12 protein-coding genes are annotated in these 13,918 nt (G+C 67.1%); 9 read left to right on the top strand and 3 right to left on the bottom strand.

Annotated features, from left to right (window positions below; genetic code table 11):
* Window positions 1–30: 30 nt before the first annotated feature.
* Complete coding sequence (locus C479_RS09690; protein WP_007701601.1) at window positions 31–1,026, bottom strand: hypothetical protein; 996 nt, start codon at window positions 1,024–1,026, stop codon at window positions 31–33.
* Window positions 1,027–1,081: 55 nt separating this feature from the next.
* On the opposite strand from C479_RS09690, the gene C479_RS09695 reads away from it, so the two are divergent.
* Both C479_RS09695 and C479_RS09700 read left to right on the top strand, forming a co-directional pair.
* A complete protein-coding gene (locus C479_RS09695) occupies window positions 1,082–1,801 on the top strand; it encodes a lipoyl protein ligase domain-containing protein (RefSeq protein WP_007701602.1) in 720 nt (239 codons plus the stop codon).
* Between the two features lie 295 nt (window positions 1,802–2,096).
* Window positions 2,097–3,221: a hypothetical protein gene (locus C479_RS09700; protein WP_152415866.1), complete on the top strand. Its 1,125-nt coding sequence runs from the start codon at window positions 2,097–2,099 to the stop codon at window positions 3,219–3,221.
* Between the two features lie 1,049 nt (window positions 3,222–4,270).
* On the opposite strand, the gene C479_RS16810 is transcribed toward C479_RS09700, so the two are convergent.
* Window positions 4,271–4,576, bottom strand: a complete 306-nt coding sequence (locus C479_RS16810) for a hypothetical protein (protein ID WP_241430180.1) — start codon at window positions 4,574–4,576, stop codon at window positions 4,271–4,273.
* Between the two features lie 1,786 nt (window positions 4,577–6,362).
* Window positions 6,363–6,695, bottom strand: a complete 333-nt coding sequence (locus C479_RS16815) for a hypothetical protein (RefSeq protein ID WP_241430181.1) — start codon at window positions 6,693–6,695, stop codon at window positions 6,363–6,365.
* 255 nt (window positions 6,696–6,950) lie between these two features.
* Between C479_RS16815 and C479_RS16820 the strand changes: the two genes are divergently transcribed.
* Genes C479_RS16820 through C479_RS09735 form a run of 7 tightly spaced genes read left to right on the top strand, consistent with a single transcriptional unit; the run spans window position 6,951 to window position 13,887 of the window.
* Window positions 6,951–7,598, top strand: a complete 648-nt coding sequence (locus C479_RS16820; RefSeq protein WP_241430182.1) for a hypothetical protein — start codon at window positions 6,951–6,953, stop codon at window positions 7,596–7,598.
* Window positions 7,599–8,261 carry a CIS tube protein gene (locus C479_RS09710; protein WP_007701610.1) on the top strand — a complete coding sequence of 221 codons (663 nt, stop codon included), beginning with the start codon at window positions 7,599–7,601 and terminating at the stop codon, window positions 8,259–8,261.
* Window positions 8,262–8,275: 14 nt separating this feature from the next.
* Window positions 8,276–9,298 carry a phage late control D family protein gene (locus C479_RS09715; RefSeq protein WP_007701616.1) on the top strand — a complete coding sequence of 341 codons (1,023 nt, stop codon included), beginning with the start codon at window positions 8,276–8,278 and terminating at the stop codon, window positions 9,296–9,298.
* Window positions 9,295–10,035 (top strand): phage baseplate assembly protein V, encoded by a 741-nt coding sequence (locus tag C479_RS09720; RefSeq protein ID WP_007701619.1) that lies wholly within the window; start codon window positions 9,295–9,297, stop codon window positions 10,033–10,035. Before C479_RS09715 ends, C479_RS09720 begins: the two co-directional genes overlap by 4 nt.
* A 10-nt stretch (window positions 10,036–10,045) precedes the next feature.
* A complete protein-coding gene (locus C479_RS09725; protein WP_007701622.1) occupies window positions 10,046–10,336 on the top strand; it encodes a PAAR domain-containing protein in 291 nt (96 codons plus the stop codon).
* 2 nt (window positions 10,337–10,338) lie between these two features.
* A complete protein-coding gene (locus C479_RS09730; RefSeq protein WP_007701625.1) occupies window positions 10,339–10,737 on the top strand; it encodes a GPW/gp25 family protein in 399 nt (132 codons plus the stop codon).
* A gap of 6 nt (window positions 10,738–10,743) precedes the next feature.
* Window positions 10,744–13,887 (top strand): baseplate J/gp47 family protein, encoded by a 3,144-nt coding sequence (locus C479_RS09735; protein WP_007701628.1) that lies wholly within the window; start codon window positions 10,744–10,746, stop codon window positions 13,885–13,887.
* Window positions 13,888–13,918 lie beyond the last annotated feature (31 nt).

The following is a 13,918-nucleotide window of genomic DNA, read 5'->3' on the forward strand; positions in this document are numbered from 1 at the left end:
CGGCTCGACCGTGTCGACCCTTGCCGGTAGCTACTCTCGATCAACCGACACCGCGACGCGATCGCCGATCGCGAACGCCCGATCCGGACAGATCAGCTTCGGCCCGAATCCGTCGTCACGAGCGCAGGAAAGTGAGAGGCCGGTCACCGGCTCCCCGTCGACGAGCACCCTGGCATCGCCCCAGTGGATCGTCCGTCCGTCTGCCCGGCCGATCGCGTCTCCGTTCAGCCGGACCGACTGCGCCGCCCTCCCGCCCTCCGGAGCGGGCTCGGCCCGTCGAGGGGACTCGTTCGTCGGTCGGCTTTCGTCGGTCCCGTGGAGGACGCCACCCGTCTCGTAGTGTGGCAGGCCGCCGTCTAGCACGCCACCGTCGTCGGCCGCGATTCCGACCCACTCGTCGCCGGGTGACGGGTGGCCGGGCGCGTCGAGGATCGCGTAGGTCTCGCCGGTGGCGACGACGGTCCCCGTCCCGTCCCAAGTGAGCGGCCGGACGGCGACGCCGAGGTCGATCGGGAGCGAGCCCGATGCGCGGTGGAGGTTCTGTTTCGCCGTCCGGAATCCCACGTGGAGGTGGGTGCCGACCCAGGGGGCGAAGAAGCCGGCGCGGACGAGCGTGCCGAGGTCGTCGCCGATCGCGACACGGTCGCCGGTTTCGACGACGGGATCGACGTGGAGGATTCGGGCGACGAGCCCGCGGAGGGGCGCCGGTGTCTCGACGTCCACGAGAAGTAGGTGGTCGTGGTCGGGTGCGTAGGGTTTTGGTGGGGCGCGAACCGTCCGCGTCTCGCGGACAGTCCCGCCGACGGGCGACGGCGCGGCGGTGGCGAGCCCGGCGTCGGGGTCGCTGTCGCCGGGGTAGAGGTCGATCGCGCAGCCCGCGTCGTGGGCCGGATAGGGCGAGTTATAGAGGGAGAACCGGCGGTACTGGTCGAGCACGTCCTCGCCGAGGGTGACACGATGCGTTCCGTTGGCCGCTCCGCCTTCCGTCGGATCTCGCTCGTGCTCGCTGCCACCACCGTCGGTCATCGGCCGAACCTGCGAGTCGCGTAGGTTTACCTCGTTCGGGTTCGAACCGTCGACTGTGACGGTCTACGTCTATCGCGGGCGCGGTGAGACCATCCCCGCCGATCGCGAGGCCAGCCAGCGCCTGCTCGACCACGCGGCCGACGGCGACCGGGCGGTTCGCGTCTGGACGCCGCACCGACAGGTCGCGTTCGGGCGGCGAGACGCCAATCGGGACGGGTTCGAACGGGCCCGGGGCCTCGCCGCGGAACGGGGGTTCCAGCCGGTCGAGCGACGGGTCGGTGGGCGGGCGGTCGCTTACGACGGCGAGACGGCACTGGCGTTCGCTCGTGCCGAACCCGTCGCCGACCTCCGCTCCGGCATTCAGGACCGCTACGCGTCGCTGACCGGGACTGTCGTCGACGGCCTCGACGCGGCTGGCGTCACCGTCGTCGAGGGAGAACCGCCGAACTCGTTCTGTCCGGGGTCACATTCGCTCCGTCTTCCCGATGGCGGGAAAGTCGTCGGGCTCGCCCAGCGCGTCACCGCTGACGGGGCACTGGGGGCCGGGATCTGCCTCGTCGACAACGCCGAGCCCATCGCCGACGTGTTGCAGGCTGTCTACGAGGCGCTCGACGTTCCGTTCGATCGGCGAACGGTCGGGTGCGCCGGCCCGGCCGTCGCAGGGACCGATGCGCACGCGACCGTTCGCACATCGATCGAAGACGCCCTGTCCGCCCCCAGTGGCGCCGAACAGAGCGACCGAGATGGGACCGACGTGCGGATCCGGACCGTCTGACCCGACACCGAGATTGGCTGTCCGTTGCTCCTCAGCCGACCTGTCAGGTTTCACCCGTCTGTTTCCTTCTTTCGCGACCGTCTACCGTTCTCCATTATGGCCACTATATCACACGTTACTGGATACCGACCGTCATCGAACTACTAGCTAAATCTGATTTATTAAATCAATGTCTTTATATTTCGCCGGTGGTTTTTGGACACTATCTGGATCGCATGAACTCGAGTGAGGCTCCCGGATGGATTCGTGGTCGTCGACGGACTGCCGGACGGCCCGCCGGCCGCGGGGTGGCCCGATGAACGCACTGCTCGGCCCGGTCAAGAAGGTACTCGGCCGCGTCGTGACCCAGTGGCTCGCCCCGATCTTTCCCGTCCTCGTCGTGGCCGTGTTCGCGGGGCTTCTCGCGGCGCTGCTCGCCGAACCGACGGGCCTCGTCGAGTACGTCCCGTCGATCTCACTCCCGCTCGTCGGGTGGGTCCTGGAACCGACCACCGTCGTGTTCATCGTGGTGGCGCTACTCGGGCTGTTCGTCGGCGGGTGTTTCCTGCTCGTTCGCCGGCACCGTGAGGAGATCGAAACCTACTGGAACACCTACTCGGCGTGGGCACAGGCGGTGATCGTCGGCTGTCTCGTCGCGACACTCCTCGCCGGCTCCCTACTCGTCGCGACCCTCTTCGACCGCGTTCCGGCTTACACCGTCGTGCTCGGCTTTCTCGTCACCTGGCCGCTCTCCGCCGGGCTCGTATTGCTGTTCGATCGACGGAGTAACGGCGATCAGTCCTCTGCCCTCTCGTCCGTGAAGACCGGCTACGTCCACACCCGCGGGCTGGAGAGTCGGACGCTGTCGCTGATCGTCGGTTTCCTCGGTGCGATGGTCGGCGGTCTCTCGCTGTGGTCCGTCTGGACGTGGTACGCCGGGACGGCGTCCGTCACGATCACGGCAGTGCTCACTGCCCTCCTTGGAATCGCGATCACGCTCGTCGTCTACAACCGCTACGAGACGACGACCGTCGAGCGAACGGACATCACTATCGTCGCCGTTCGAACACCCGAGGCTCGGCCCATACGCGAACTGACCATCAAGAACGAGTCGAGCACGTCGGTGGACCTCGCCCAGTCGCGGATCAGGGACACCTCCTTCGAACTCTACCGACTCGGCGTGGCGGTCACACTTCGCCCCGGTGCCGTCTGTACGTTCGAAATTCCCGATTCCTTCACGCTCGAACCCAACGACGATTCGATCGACTTGCCGCTCGGATACAGCCTCAAACGGGGTGGTGAGACGCCGACGCTATTCACCAGGTCGGGTGACATTTTCGCGCTCGAACTGGCCGACGACGCCATCGACGGGGCACTCTCGAAACCGGAGGCCACTCCGGAACCGAATTCGTCCGGAGCGGAACTGGTTCCCCAGGAGTAACGCTGCTCACCCGCGGTCGATACCCCGGCCCGCATTTGATCGAATACGCTGACACTCACACCAAGGACACTGTGGGAAAATACTAAATTATCTCGCGGCTAATAGGAATACGCGCGCGAAATCGGACTTCGCTCACCAATGATGCATCAGGACGACCGTTCTACGACCAGTCTGCCCCTGCGCGACGTCAGATGCGCCGTTACGAGCGACGGCTGTTCCATCTCGCGATTCGACCACGACGGTCTCGAGGCGTCCGACGCAGCGTCGCCGACGCCACCGCTCGGCGCTGTCGCGACGACCGGACTGGGCTCTGTCGCCAGACGCCAGCGCTCGATCCAGACGATGGATCCGGATCGGCTCGCTGGTCGGTTCGTTCGGCGAATCGTTCGCCGCTGGTCGACGCTCGCACTCACCGTTCGTCGGCGACGAACCGACGGCCGACCGTCCGAAGGCGACGTGGCTGCTGTCGACGGCAGCAGCTCGGATGGTGATCCACCGGCGACTGTCGACGACGGACTGACGTGGTTGGACCCGTCCGGACCGACAGTCGACCGCCCGTCGACGGGTGGCTGGATCGATGGAGCCGCTCTCGACGCCGGCGGGTCGACCCACGCACCGCTGACTCGATCGTCTGCGCCAGCCCGCCGCGACCGCACGGCCGACGGCGCGGTGGACGGCGACGAATCACCGGCCGATTCACCCGCACTACCGACCATATCACCCTTCACCGAACGCACGGCGTCGATCGCCGACGTCGAACTGTCGAGCGAGTTCGAGACGACGTCCGAACCCGACGCACCGAGCACACCCGCGCCACCGACGAGACGGACGTTCGTTCGACGGGAGGAGCACACAGGAACCGATACCGACGAGGTGGCGTTGGCTCAGGAGCGGCCCGAGTCCGATGTGTTACCCACCGGTCGCTCTCGGCCGGACGTTGCCGAGGGAACGCCTGCAGCGCTCCGAACGCACACTCCCGAACCGTCGACCCGTCCGGCACAATCGGCTTCCGTCCCGACGGCGGAGCGACCTGGCGAACCGGCTGGCCGTCACGGGACCGACGACGGGCCGGCACCGGCTGCCGAGACGAGTGCTCGACGTGAGCCACGCGTCAGCACACAACCGATGGACGGCGAGCCCGCTCGTCCCGAATCGATCGCTGGAGCACCGCGCTCTCCCGACAGTGCGGTCGAACCGTCGACGGGGGAGTCGGTCACAGAGCGGCCGGACCCCGTCACGCCTGACCGGTCGACCCACCCCATGGCGACGACCCGGACAGACGAACCGGCTGTGAGCAGGCCACCGCCGTCTTCCGATCGTCCCGTCGCTCCGTCGCCGACTCCCACCAGTACCACACGACTGCCTGCGGACCGGTCTCTCGGCGACACTCGTCCGCTGTCCGTTCCCACCGGGACGGTGGCTTCGACCGGCACGGAGCCATCCCTGCCGGTTGCGACGGCCGAATCCGATTCGACGGCGGGCACAACTCGGCTCGTCCACGCCACGGCCGGCCGGACCGACTGGCGTCCCGCCACACGTATCGCAACTGGCCGGTCCGAACCCGGCGGTGCCGTCTCGGTTGCGTCTCGCCGGCAGGGCGATGCCGGCGCGGTGGCCGCACGACCGACCGTCCTCGATACGTCGGCTTCGATCGGTGATCGGGCCGGCGAGCCCGCTCACGACGAGACGCAGGTCGGCGGTGAGCGCCGTTCGCCGCACGAATCGGACCGATCGGCCCGTGCCGGGGACGAAGCGGCGGGGCCGCTCGCCCGTCAGCCGGCTACCGCCGGTACGAGGGCGACAGCCGGGGTGGCCGGCCCGGATCCGGAGGCAGCGGCCAGGGTGACCGAATCGTCTCCCCGCGGTGTCACTCCCGCTCGCTCGCCCGCGACTGGTGTCGAAGCGGCCCGCTCTCCAGGTCGGCAGGGCTCACCGACTGTCGCACCGTCAGCCGACGGGACGACGCCCCGCCCAACTGACGGCGTCGAACCCGGTGGCGTCGACGGGCGAAGGCCCGGGACCGTCGGTGCTGCCGTGCAGCGACGGGCCAGGCTGTTTTCGATGCCGCGTCCCCCAGCCGCTGGGACGGCTTCCGACGTCGACGTTCGGACTGGGGCCCAAACGAACTCTCGATCGCCGCCGACTCTCGAGTCGGTCACGTCGGCATCCGTGAGGCGATCGGCGCCCGGAACTGGGGCCGATCGATCCGAAGGCGAGCGGTCCACTCCCGAGTCGCCCGCGGCGACGACTGTGCAGTCCGAAAACGACCGTCACGACCGGTCGCCGGAGCCGCCCGATCGGACACGGCCGAACGATGGGGCGAGTCGTCCGCAGGTGTCGAGTGTCGCCGACTCGTCGTCCGAGACGGCCGCCCGGCCGCAGTCTCGCGACTCTCACACCGCTTCCTCGCCGACTGGTGTCGGTGGTGTCACAACTGACGCAGGTGAGACGTCGACCGGTACGTCGGCGTCGATCGGTTCGTCGATCTCGGCCGCTGTAACGGCCTCGTCCGATGTCGTGGAACCGCCACGACAGGCGCCACACGTTGTACGTCCCTCGTCGGCCGGTTCGACGCCGATCGCACGCTGGCGCCCAGACGGGGACAACTCGCTGACCGCTCACTTGACCCGGGAGGCGTCTGTCCGTGTCGCCGATGCAACCGTCCGACCGTCCGATGCTGCGTCCACTCGTCCGTCTGCCGCTGTGCGCCCGTCGCGGAGGCAAACCGACGCGGATCCGGTTCGTCGTGAACGGGGACGGCCGTCGCACCGTCCGGTGCGAGTCCACGCTGCGGGAGCGACCGACGAGCGCGGTGTCCCGACGACCTCGACCGGCCCAAGCCGGACGGGTCGAACCGGGGCGCCACACGGCGGGGAGGGGGACTTCGACTCGGACGGGGTCGCGGTCCTCACGGCGGCGAGCGACCACGACACTCCCTCTCTCCGTCCCGAAGACTTCCGCCGTTCGAGTACCGACGCCGTCGCTGTTGCCACTGTCGACGACACCCCTCTTTCAGGTGCTGCGGACGGTTCGACGCAGGCTGTCGTCGATGTCGGTAGTCCGTCGTCACGTCGGCGCGCTGCTGGCCAAACGCAGGTAACTGCGCGTGCGGCTACACGCGAGCGCCGGGGTGAACGTACGTCACGGAACGTCGTTGCGGATCGATCGTCGGTCCCATCGCGTGCCGATTGGGTCGGGATCACAGGCGAGAACGGACTCGCCGCGTCGGTCCCGGTCCGTGCCCCATCGGTCGACACTGAGTCGGCCGCGGGCGGGCCGACTTCGCCCGAGGCAAACGCCGACACGGCGGGCGGTCGGGAGGCTAGTGATGGGCTCCGTGGCCGTTCGCTGACCCGCCGCGTGGTCGATCGGACACGACCGCCCAGCGCTGTGCGTTCCGGTGGTCCCGTCGTCGGTTCGACCGATGCGGATGCCGACGCCGCGGCGGGGCAGGCGCCTATCGTCGCAGATCACACGACTTCGTCGGCGGCGACAAGCACGGGCCCAACTGCGACGACTGATCCACCAACTGACCGACGCGGTCGGCCCACCAACGGCTCATCGCCGTCCGCCACTCTCGGGTCGGTCGATGTCGCAACTGCACAGACGGCCGGTCGGTCCGCACCGACTCGGACCGCACACGCAATCGGGCCGGCCGAAGACACGAAAACAGATAGATATAAAATAACAGGAAGGAAACGAATATCCAACGGTGGACTGGATAACAATATGAAATCGGCCACTCGCGGTGCGACGTTCGTCTATCGCCACACACCGTCACCGGCGGGTCAGGACGCCGGGCAGTCGGGTTCGACTGGCCCCGATAGTGCTGGACAGCCCGCACCGACTGCGGGGCTCGCCAGTGGCCGGACGGACGCGCCACAGATGGCCGATTCCAGCACCACTCGATCGCAAGCTGACAGTGTGGGTGCTGGGTATTCGTCCGCCCGTTCGGCGGCCGGTAGCCAGCGATCGAATCGCCCGACGACGCCGGGCGCTCCGTCGAGTTCGTCATCGGCTGGTGGGGCTCGATCTCGCCCGGAGACGACCCGCCGGAGGGACGCAAGTCGATCCCACTCGCGGCCTGCCGGTGACGAGCCGGATCGACGGCATCCGACGCCGGCGTCGGCGCTCGACGACCTGCCGCCACGGACGGACGCGAGCCCCTCGAACGAAACCCACGCTGTCGGTGGTGCGACTGAAGCGGGAACTGATGGAATCGACGGTGGTTCCCGGGGCGTTGACCGGCGACGTGGCGTCGACGCACCGATCGACGAGGCGATGCGATTCGACGCCGACGTCGATCGCGTAGTCGAGCGCCTGTACCGGAAACTCGAACGCAAACAGCGGATCGAACGCGAACGGAGGGGACTGTAGATGTCACGAAGCGGAACGCTAGAGAAGGCACAGATCATGATCGTCAACGGGAAACAGGGGGGTGAGACGATCGAGTGCTCGTTCAATCCGAACTCGTACACGGTAGAAAAGAGCGTCAACTACGGTGAGATGAAAGCGACGGGGTCGGGTGCGTCGATCATGCAGTTCGTCGACGGAAACGCCGAACGTCTCTCGATGGAGTTGTTTTTCGATACGACCGACGAGCTCGACGAGGACGGTGCGACGGTCGACGTTCGCGAGCGGTATACCAAACACATCGACACGCTGCTGTCGGTCGACGGCGAACTCCACGCGCCACCAGTCTGCCGGTTCGTCTGGGGCGACGGTATCACCTTTACCGCGCTGCTCGAACGGGCGAACAAGCAATTCACGAAGTTTCTGCCGAGCGGTGTCCCGATCCGGGCGCGCGTCTCGGTCGTCTTCACGGAGTACAAGACGGCCGACTACCACAAGTCGGAGGTCTCGCCCGAGTCGACGGACAAGACCAAGGTCTGGACGGTGACGGAGGGCGATACGCTCTGGTTGATCGCCTCGGAGGAGTACGGCGACCCCTCCCACTGGCGGACGATCGCCGAGCAGAACGACATCGAGAACCCGCGGGCGATCGCGGCGGGTGAGCGACTCGAACTGCCGCCGCTGTAATCGAGCGACGCCACATGAGTACGATAGACAACCACCCACGATACTCACCCCGCTTCACCGTCGACGTCGGCGGCCAGACGTTTCAGGAGCCGGGCGGTCGAATCGCCGACCTCGTCGTCGAAACCTCCTTCGAGGGTGCCGATCGGTTTTCGTTCACCCTGAACTATCCGTTCGACGAGGAACTCGACGAGTTCGCGGGACTGAACTGGGACGACTTCGCCATCGGGACGGACGTCGATATCTCGATGGGATACGGCGACGACGGGCAGCTCACGCCACTGCTGTCGGGAAAGATTCAGTCGGTTTCGGGGGAGTTCACGCTCGACCGCGGCCCGTCGGTCCAACTCTCGGGGTACGGACTGCTCTGGGCGCCGATGCAGGGGACGCGATCCGACTCGTGGTCGGAGACGACGGTGGGCGCGGCCGTCGAAGACGTCCTCTCGTCGTACGCGTTCTCCTCGATCGACGTCCAGAGTGCCGATATCAAGCGAGAGAAACTCATTCAGGACGGGAAGACCGATTACCGCTTTATCCAGGATCTGGCGGCGACCTACGGCTTCGAATTTTACGCGACGCGCGAGACGGTTCGGTTCGTCCCGCGATCGAGCGCCGTCGACGACGACCCGGCCGTCGAACTCTGGTACGGAGAAGCACTGCACGACTTCTTCGGCGAGTGCACCCAGCAGAAACAGGACTACCGGGTCGAGGTTCGGTCGTGGGACGTCGGGAAACGAGAGGAGATCACGGCGACCGCGGGCAGCGCGAGCGCGGCTCACAAAGAGGTGTTCAGAGTGCCAGCCATGTCACGAGACGAGGCCAAACGCATCGCAACGACGAAACACAACCAGTACGCAGACGGGATCGTCACCGGCCACGGTGAGGCAGACGGCATTCCCGAGATTCGGGCCGGGGAGACGATCGAACTGGCCGAACTCGGCTCCAGATTCTCCGGACGGTATCACGTGACCAAGGCGACCCACCGGATGGGTGCCTCGGGCTACCGGACATCGTTCGAGGTCGTGGAGGTGCCGGCATGACGCGTGCGGGCGTCTTCGACGGCGAGACTTCCGACGGTGGGATTCAGGGCGTCGTCGTCGGTATCGTCACCGACAACGAGGATCCGAAGGATCTCGGTCGGGTCAAGCTCAAGTTCCCCTGGCGCGACGCCGACGACGAGAGCTACTGGGCGCGGATCGCGACGACCATGACCGGGGACGGCTATGGCTCGTACTTCCTCCCGGAGGTCGACGACGAGGTCCTCGTCGCGTTCGAGAACGGCGACATTCACACGCCGTTCGTCGTCGGCTCGCTCTGGAACGGCAAGCAAAAGCCACCGCAGACGAACACCGAGGGGAAAAACGACGTTCGCGAGATCCGCTCGCGGAGCGACCACGCCATCACCTTCGACGACGCCGACGAGGGCTCGATCACGATCGAGACGAGCGGCGGACACGAGATCCGCATCGACGATTCGAGCGGGTCGGAGACGGTTTCGATCAGCGACGAGAAGGGCGACAACGCCATCACGCTCGATTCGTCGGGCGGTAGTGTCTCCATCGAGGCGGCGAAGGAACTCGACCTGAAAGCGCCCACGATCACGGTCAACGGGACAAAGAAGCTGAAGCTCTCCGGCGGCACCGCCGTCGACGTCTCGAGCAAGAACAAGGTCTCGCTCTCGAGTAACGCGCAGGTCGCGATCTCGTCGTCCGGCTTGATGAAGATCGATTCCACGGGCCCGATGACGCTCAAAGGGGCCCTGATCCAGCTCAACTGAGGACATCTCTATGAAACCAGCAGCCAGACTCGGCGACCAGACCGCACACGGAACGCCACTGACCGGTACCGCCAGTCCGAACGTCCTGATCGGCAAAAAGCCCGCGTGGCGCGCGCTGGGTGACGTCCACACCTGTCCGTTGACGACGGGTGTCGTCCCCCACGTGGGCGGCCCCGTCGTCGCGGGGAGTACGTCCGTCCTGATCAACAAACTCCCCGCCGCCAGGATGGGTGATACGATCGTCGAGAGCGGGCCGCCGAACACGATCGCGGCCGGCTGTCCCAGCGTCCTCATCGGCTAACCATGGCTGACGAATTTCTCGGCTCCGGCTGGCGGTACCCGGTTCGACCGGACCATCGCGGCGATCTCGCCCTCTCGTCCGGTGAGGACGACATTCAGGAAGCGATTCGGCTCATCCTGGGGACGGCGAAGGGTGAGCGACTCATGCGTCCGGAGTTCGGCTGTGATATCCACGACCACGTCTACTCGTCGGCGTCGCCGGCGACGCTGAATCTGATCGAGAACTCCGTCCACGAGTCGCTGGTTCGCTGGGAGCCGCGGATCGACGTCGAGAACGTCTCGGCGCGGACCGACGCGGACGAGCCCAACCGGGTCCTGATCGAGATCGACTACCGGGTCCGGACGACGAACAGTCTCGCGAACATGGTCTACCCGTTCCACATCACCGAAGGCGATGGGTGAGCACGCGTGAGTCAGGGACCACGACTGGGTGACCGCGACCAGGAGGCGGTGTTCGAGACGCTACTCGAGCGTGCCGACGCCTACACTGAGGCGTGGGACCCACGGACGCCCGACGCCGGCCGGGCGCTGGTTCGGATCTTCTCGCAGTTCGAGGCGGATCTCCGGACCAGACTGGCAGAGGTACCGGAGAAACACCGACTCGCGTTCCTCGACGCGCTCGATTTCGACCGGCGGCCGCCCCAGGCCGCACGCGTCCCCCTCACGTTTCAGGTATCGACCGATCTGGATCGGAACGTGGCGATTCCGGCGGGGACGCAGGCGGTCGCCGAGACGGGGTCGGGGGAGCCGCAGGTGTTCGAACTGCCCCAGGAGGGCGGCTTCGAGGCGACCGGCGCGAGGCTCGCCGACCTCGTCGCCGTCGACCCCTCGACGGATCGGATCGTCGCACACGACGAACTCGTCGACGACGATGGTCCCGTCACGCTCTTCGACGGGGAGAATCGGCAGGCGCACGTCCTCTATCTCGGGAGCGACGCTGCGCTCACGCTCGATTCGGGGTCGTCGTTCACGCTCTCGCTGACGACCGCGGACGACGCCGATCGGGTATTCGACGCAGTCGAGTGGGAGTACTACGGTGTCGATTCCGACGGCGACGAGGGCTGGCACCCGCTCACCGAGTCCACGGAGGGCGAGTGGGCCGACGAGGACGTCGGCGTCGAACGCTTACAGGAGCGACTTCAGTCGCGATCGGCGACGGGTGATCGGTTCGAGGCGACTGACAGCCGCCACGCCGCCCGGACCTTTCGGTTGCCGGGGTCGACCGTCGAACACACCGTCGCCGGGACCACGAGCCGGTGGATTCGCTGTCGCCGGCGTGAGGCGTCGCGATCGCTCTCGGCGACGATTCGGTCGCTTGCGATCCACGTCGGCTGTCCCGACGGACGCGAACCGGATCAGTTGCTGTCGAACGACGTGCCGCTGTCGCCGACGGAGACGCTTCGGCCGTTCGGACGGATGCCCCATCCGCCGGCGACGTTCTACGTCTCGTGTGAAGAAGCGTTCACGAAACCCGGCGGTGTCGTCGAACTCGAGTTCGTCCCACCATCGGACGGTGACGGCGCTGTGTCGGCGACCGATACGGGCGGAGCCGACAACGACGCCGGGCTGGCAGCCGGCGGCGTCGTCGGCGGACCGCCACACCTCTCCTGGGAGTACTGGAACGGCGACGGCTGGACGCGACTGACGTCGGTGACCGACGAGACGGACGCGCTGACGACGGGCGGGCGCGTCAGTTTCGACGTACCCGACGATATCGAGCCGACGACCGTCTCGGGCCACGAGAACGTCTGGATACGCAGCCGGCTCGTCAGCGGCTCGTACGGCCAGCCGCAGTTCGACGTCACCGACGACGGCGAGCGCGGACGGCGTGTTTCCGACGCGGACGAGCCGGTCTTCGAGGAGTTGGTGGTCCACTACGACCGCGGCGAGCGCCCGTTCGAGGCGGTGTTTCGACACAACAACGCTTCGTACAGCGAGGATCTCGCTCCCCGCGACGGCTCGTTCGCCGCGTTCCGTGATCTGGCCGACGAGACGCAGACGGTTTACGTCGGCTTCGACGAACCGCTGCGAGACGGTCCCCTGTCGCTGTTCGTCCCGGTCGAGGACGCTCCGTACCCGCCCTCGTTCGACACCGCCGTCCAGTGGGAGTACTGTCCCGATCCGGCCAGCGGCGAGTGGGAACCGCTCGATGTCGTCGACCGGACCGCTGGCCTCACCGAGCGCGGGATGGTCACGTTCACGCTCCCGACCCCGACCCGGCCACTGTCGCTGTTCGGCCGGGAGCGCCACTGGATCCGCGCTCGCGTGACCAAAGACGAGTTCGACCTCTCGGCCGGTTCGATGGCGAACGCCTCGACGTCGCCAGCTTCCGACGAGGCGACTGCGGCGTCGGATCGGACGGCACCGCCGCCCGTTCTCGACGGCCTCTACAACAACACGGGGTGGGCGTACAACACGACGACGATCGAAGACGAAATCCTCGGTTCGAGCGACGGCTCACACGAGCAGTCCTTCGGGTGCTCGCACGCGCCGCTGATCGACGTCGACGTGTGGGTGGACGAACACGCGACGCTTTCGGCCGGGGAGCGCCGACGGTTGCGCGAGACCCGTCCAGCCGACGTCGATCCCGAGTACGACGCACGCGGGGAGTGCAGCGCCTTCTGGGTTCGCTGGCAGGCCGTCGAGGACTTCCTCGATTCGGGGCCGATGGACCGGCACTACGTTTCCAATCGAACGCTCGGCGTGATCCAGTTTGGCGACGGCGACGCCGGTGCGATCCCGCCGAGTGGCACCGACAACGTCCGGGCGACGTTCACGACCGGTGGTGGCCAGGATGGGACGGTCGAGGCCGGCGCGGTGACGACGCTCAACAGTTCGATCGCCCTCGTCGAATCCGTCACGAATCCGATGGCGGCCGACGGTGGCGCCGACACCGAGTCGACGGCGACGCTCGTCTCCCGGGCGACGAACCGACTCAAACATCGCGGGCGCGCCGTCACGCCGAGCGATTACGAGCAGGTGGCGATGGCGACGTTCCCGGAACTCGCGGTCGTCTCGTGTGATCCGTCGCTCGATCGCCGAGCGGGCGAGTCCCGGGTGACGGTCCTGATCGTCCCGCAGACCGACCGGGAGAAGCCGGTTCCCTCCGTCGCACTCAAACACCGCGTTCGCGAGGCGCTCTACGACCGGGCACCCGCGTCGGTCGCGGCGGACGACGGTGCCGATATCGTCGTTCGTGGACCCGGCTACTGCGAGGTGTCGGTCGAGGCGACGGTCGAGGCGACGGGGGTCAAGAGCGTCTCACAGCTCAAGCGAACGATCTCGTCACGACTCGACGCCTACCTCCACCCGCTGTCGGGCAACGACGGGGACGGATGGCCGTTCGGCGAGTTACCGGAACCACAGGTACTCGCCGACATCGTGGCCGACGTGGAGGCTGTCGCGGACGTCCTCGCGTTCGACGTGACGCTCTCCGGGTCCGGTGACCGTCGAACCCTCTCGCGTCACGACGAGCACCGATCGCTCCCCCGGGATACGCTCCCGTGCAGTGGGTCGCACGACCTGACGGTCACGATGGAGGTGGACCGATGAGCGACCGGTCGATCGCTCACCGAGGGCGACG

Origin of the sequence: Halovivax asiaticus JCM 14624 (assembly GCF_000337515.1) — an archaeon.
In the GTDB taxonomy this organism is placed as follows: Archaea; Halobacteriota; Halobacteria; order Halobacteriales; family Natrialbaceae; genus Halovivax; species Halovivax asiaticus.

Excerpts from the sequence above, each read along its gene's own strand:
- C479_RS09690 (WP_007701601.1), bottom strand. The coding sequence starts at position 1,026 with ATGACCGACGGTGGTGGCAGCGAGCACGAGCGAGATCCGACGGAAGGC.
- C479_RS09700 (WP_152415866.1), top strand. The coding sequence starts at position 2,097 with ATGAACGCACTGCTCGGCCCGGTCAAGAAGGTACTCGGCCGCGTCGTG.
- C479_RS16820 (WP_241430182.1), top strand. The coding sequence starts at position 6,951 with ATGAAATCGGCCACTCGCGGTGCGACGTTCGTCTATCGCCACACACCG.
- C479_RS09710 (WP_007701610.1), top strand. The coding sequence starts at position 7,599 with ATGTCACGAAGCGGAACGCTAGAGAAGGCACAGATCATGATCGTCAAC.
- C479_RS09715 (WP_007701616.1), top strand. The coding sequence starts at position 8,276 with ATGAGTACGATAGACAACCACCCACGATACTCACCCCGCTTCACCGTC.
- C479_RS09720 (WP_007701619.1), top strand. The coding sequence starts at position 9,295 with ATGACGCGTGCGGGCGTCTTCGACGGCGAGACTTCCGACGGTGGGATT.
- C479_RS09725 (WP_007701622.1), top strand. The coding sequence starts at position 10,046 with ATGAAACCAGCAGCCAGACTCGGCGACCAGACCGCACACGGAACGCCA.
- C479_RS09730 (WP_007701625.1), top strand. The coding sequence starts at position 10,339 with ATGGCTGACGAATTTCTCGGCTCCGGCTGGCGGTACCCGGTTCGACCG.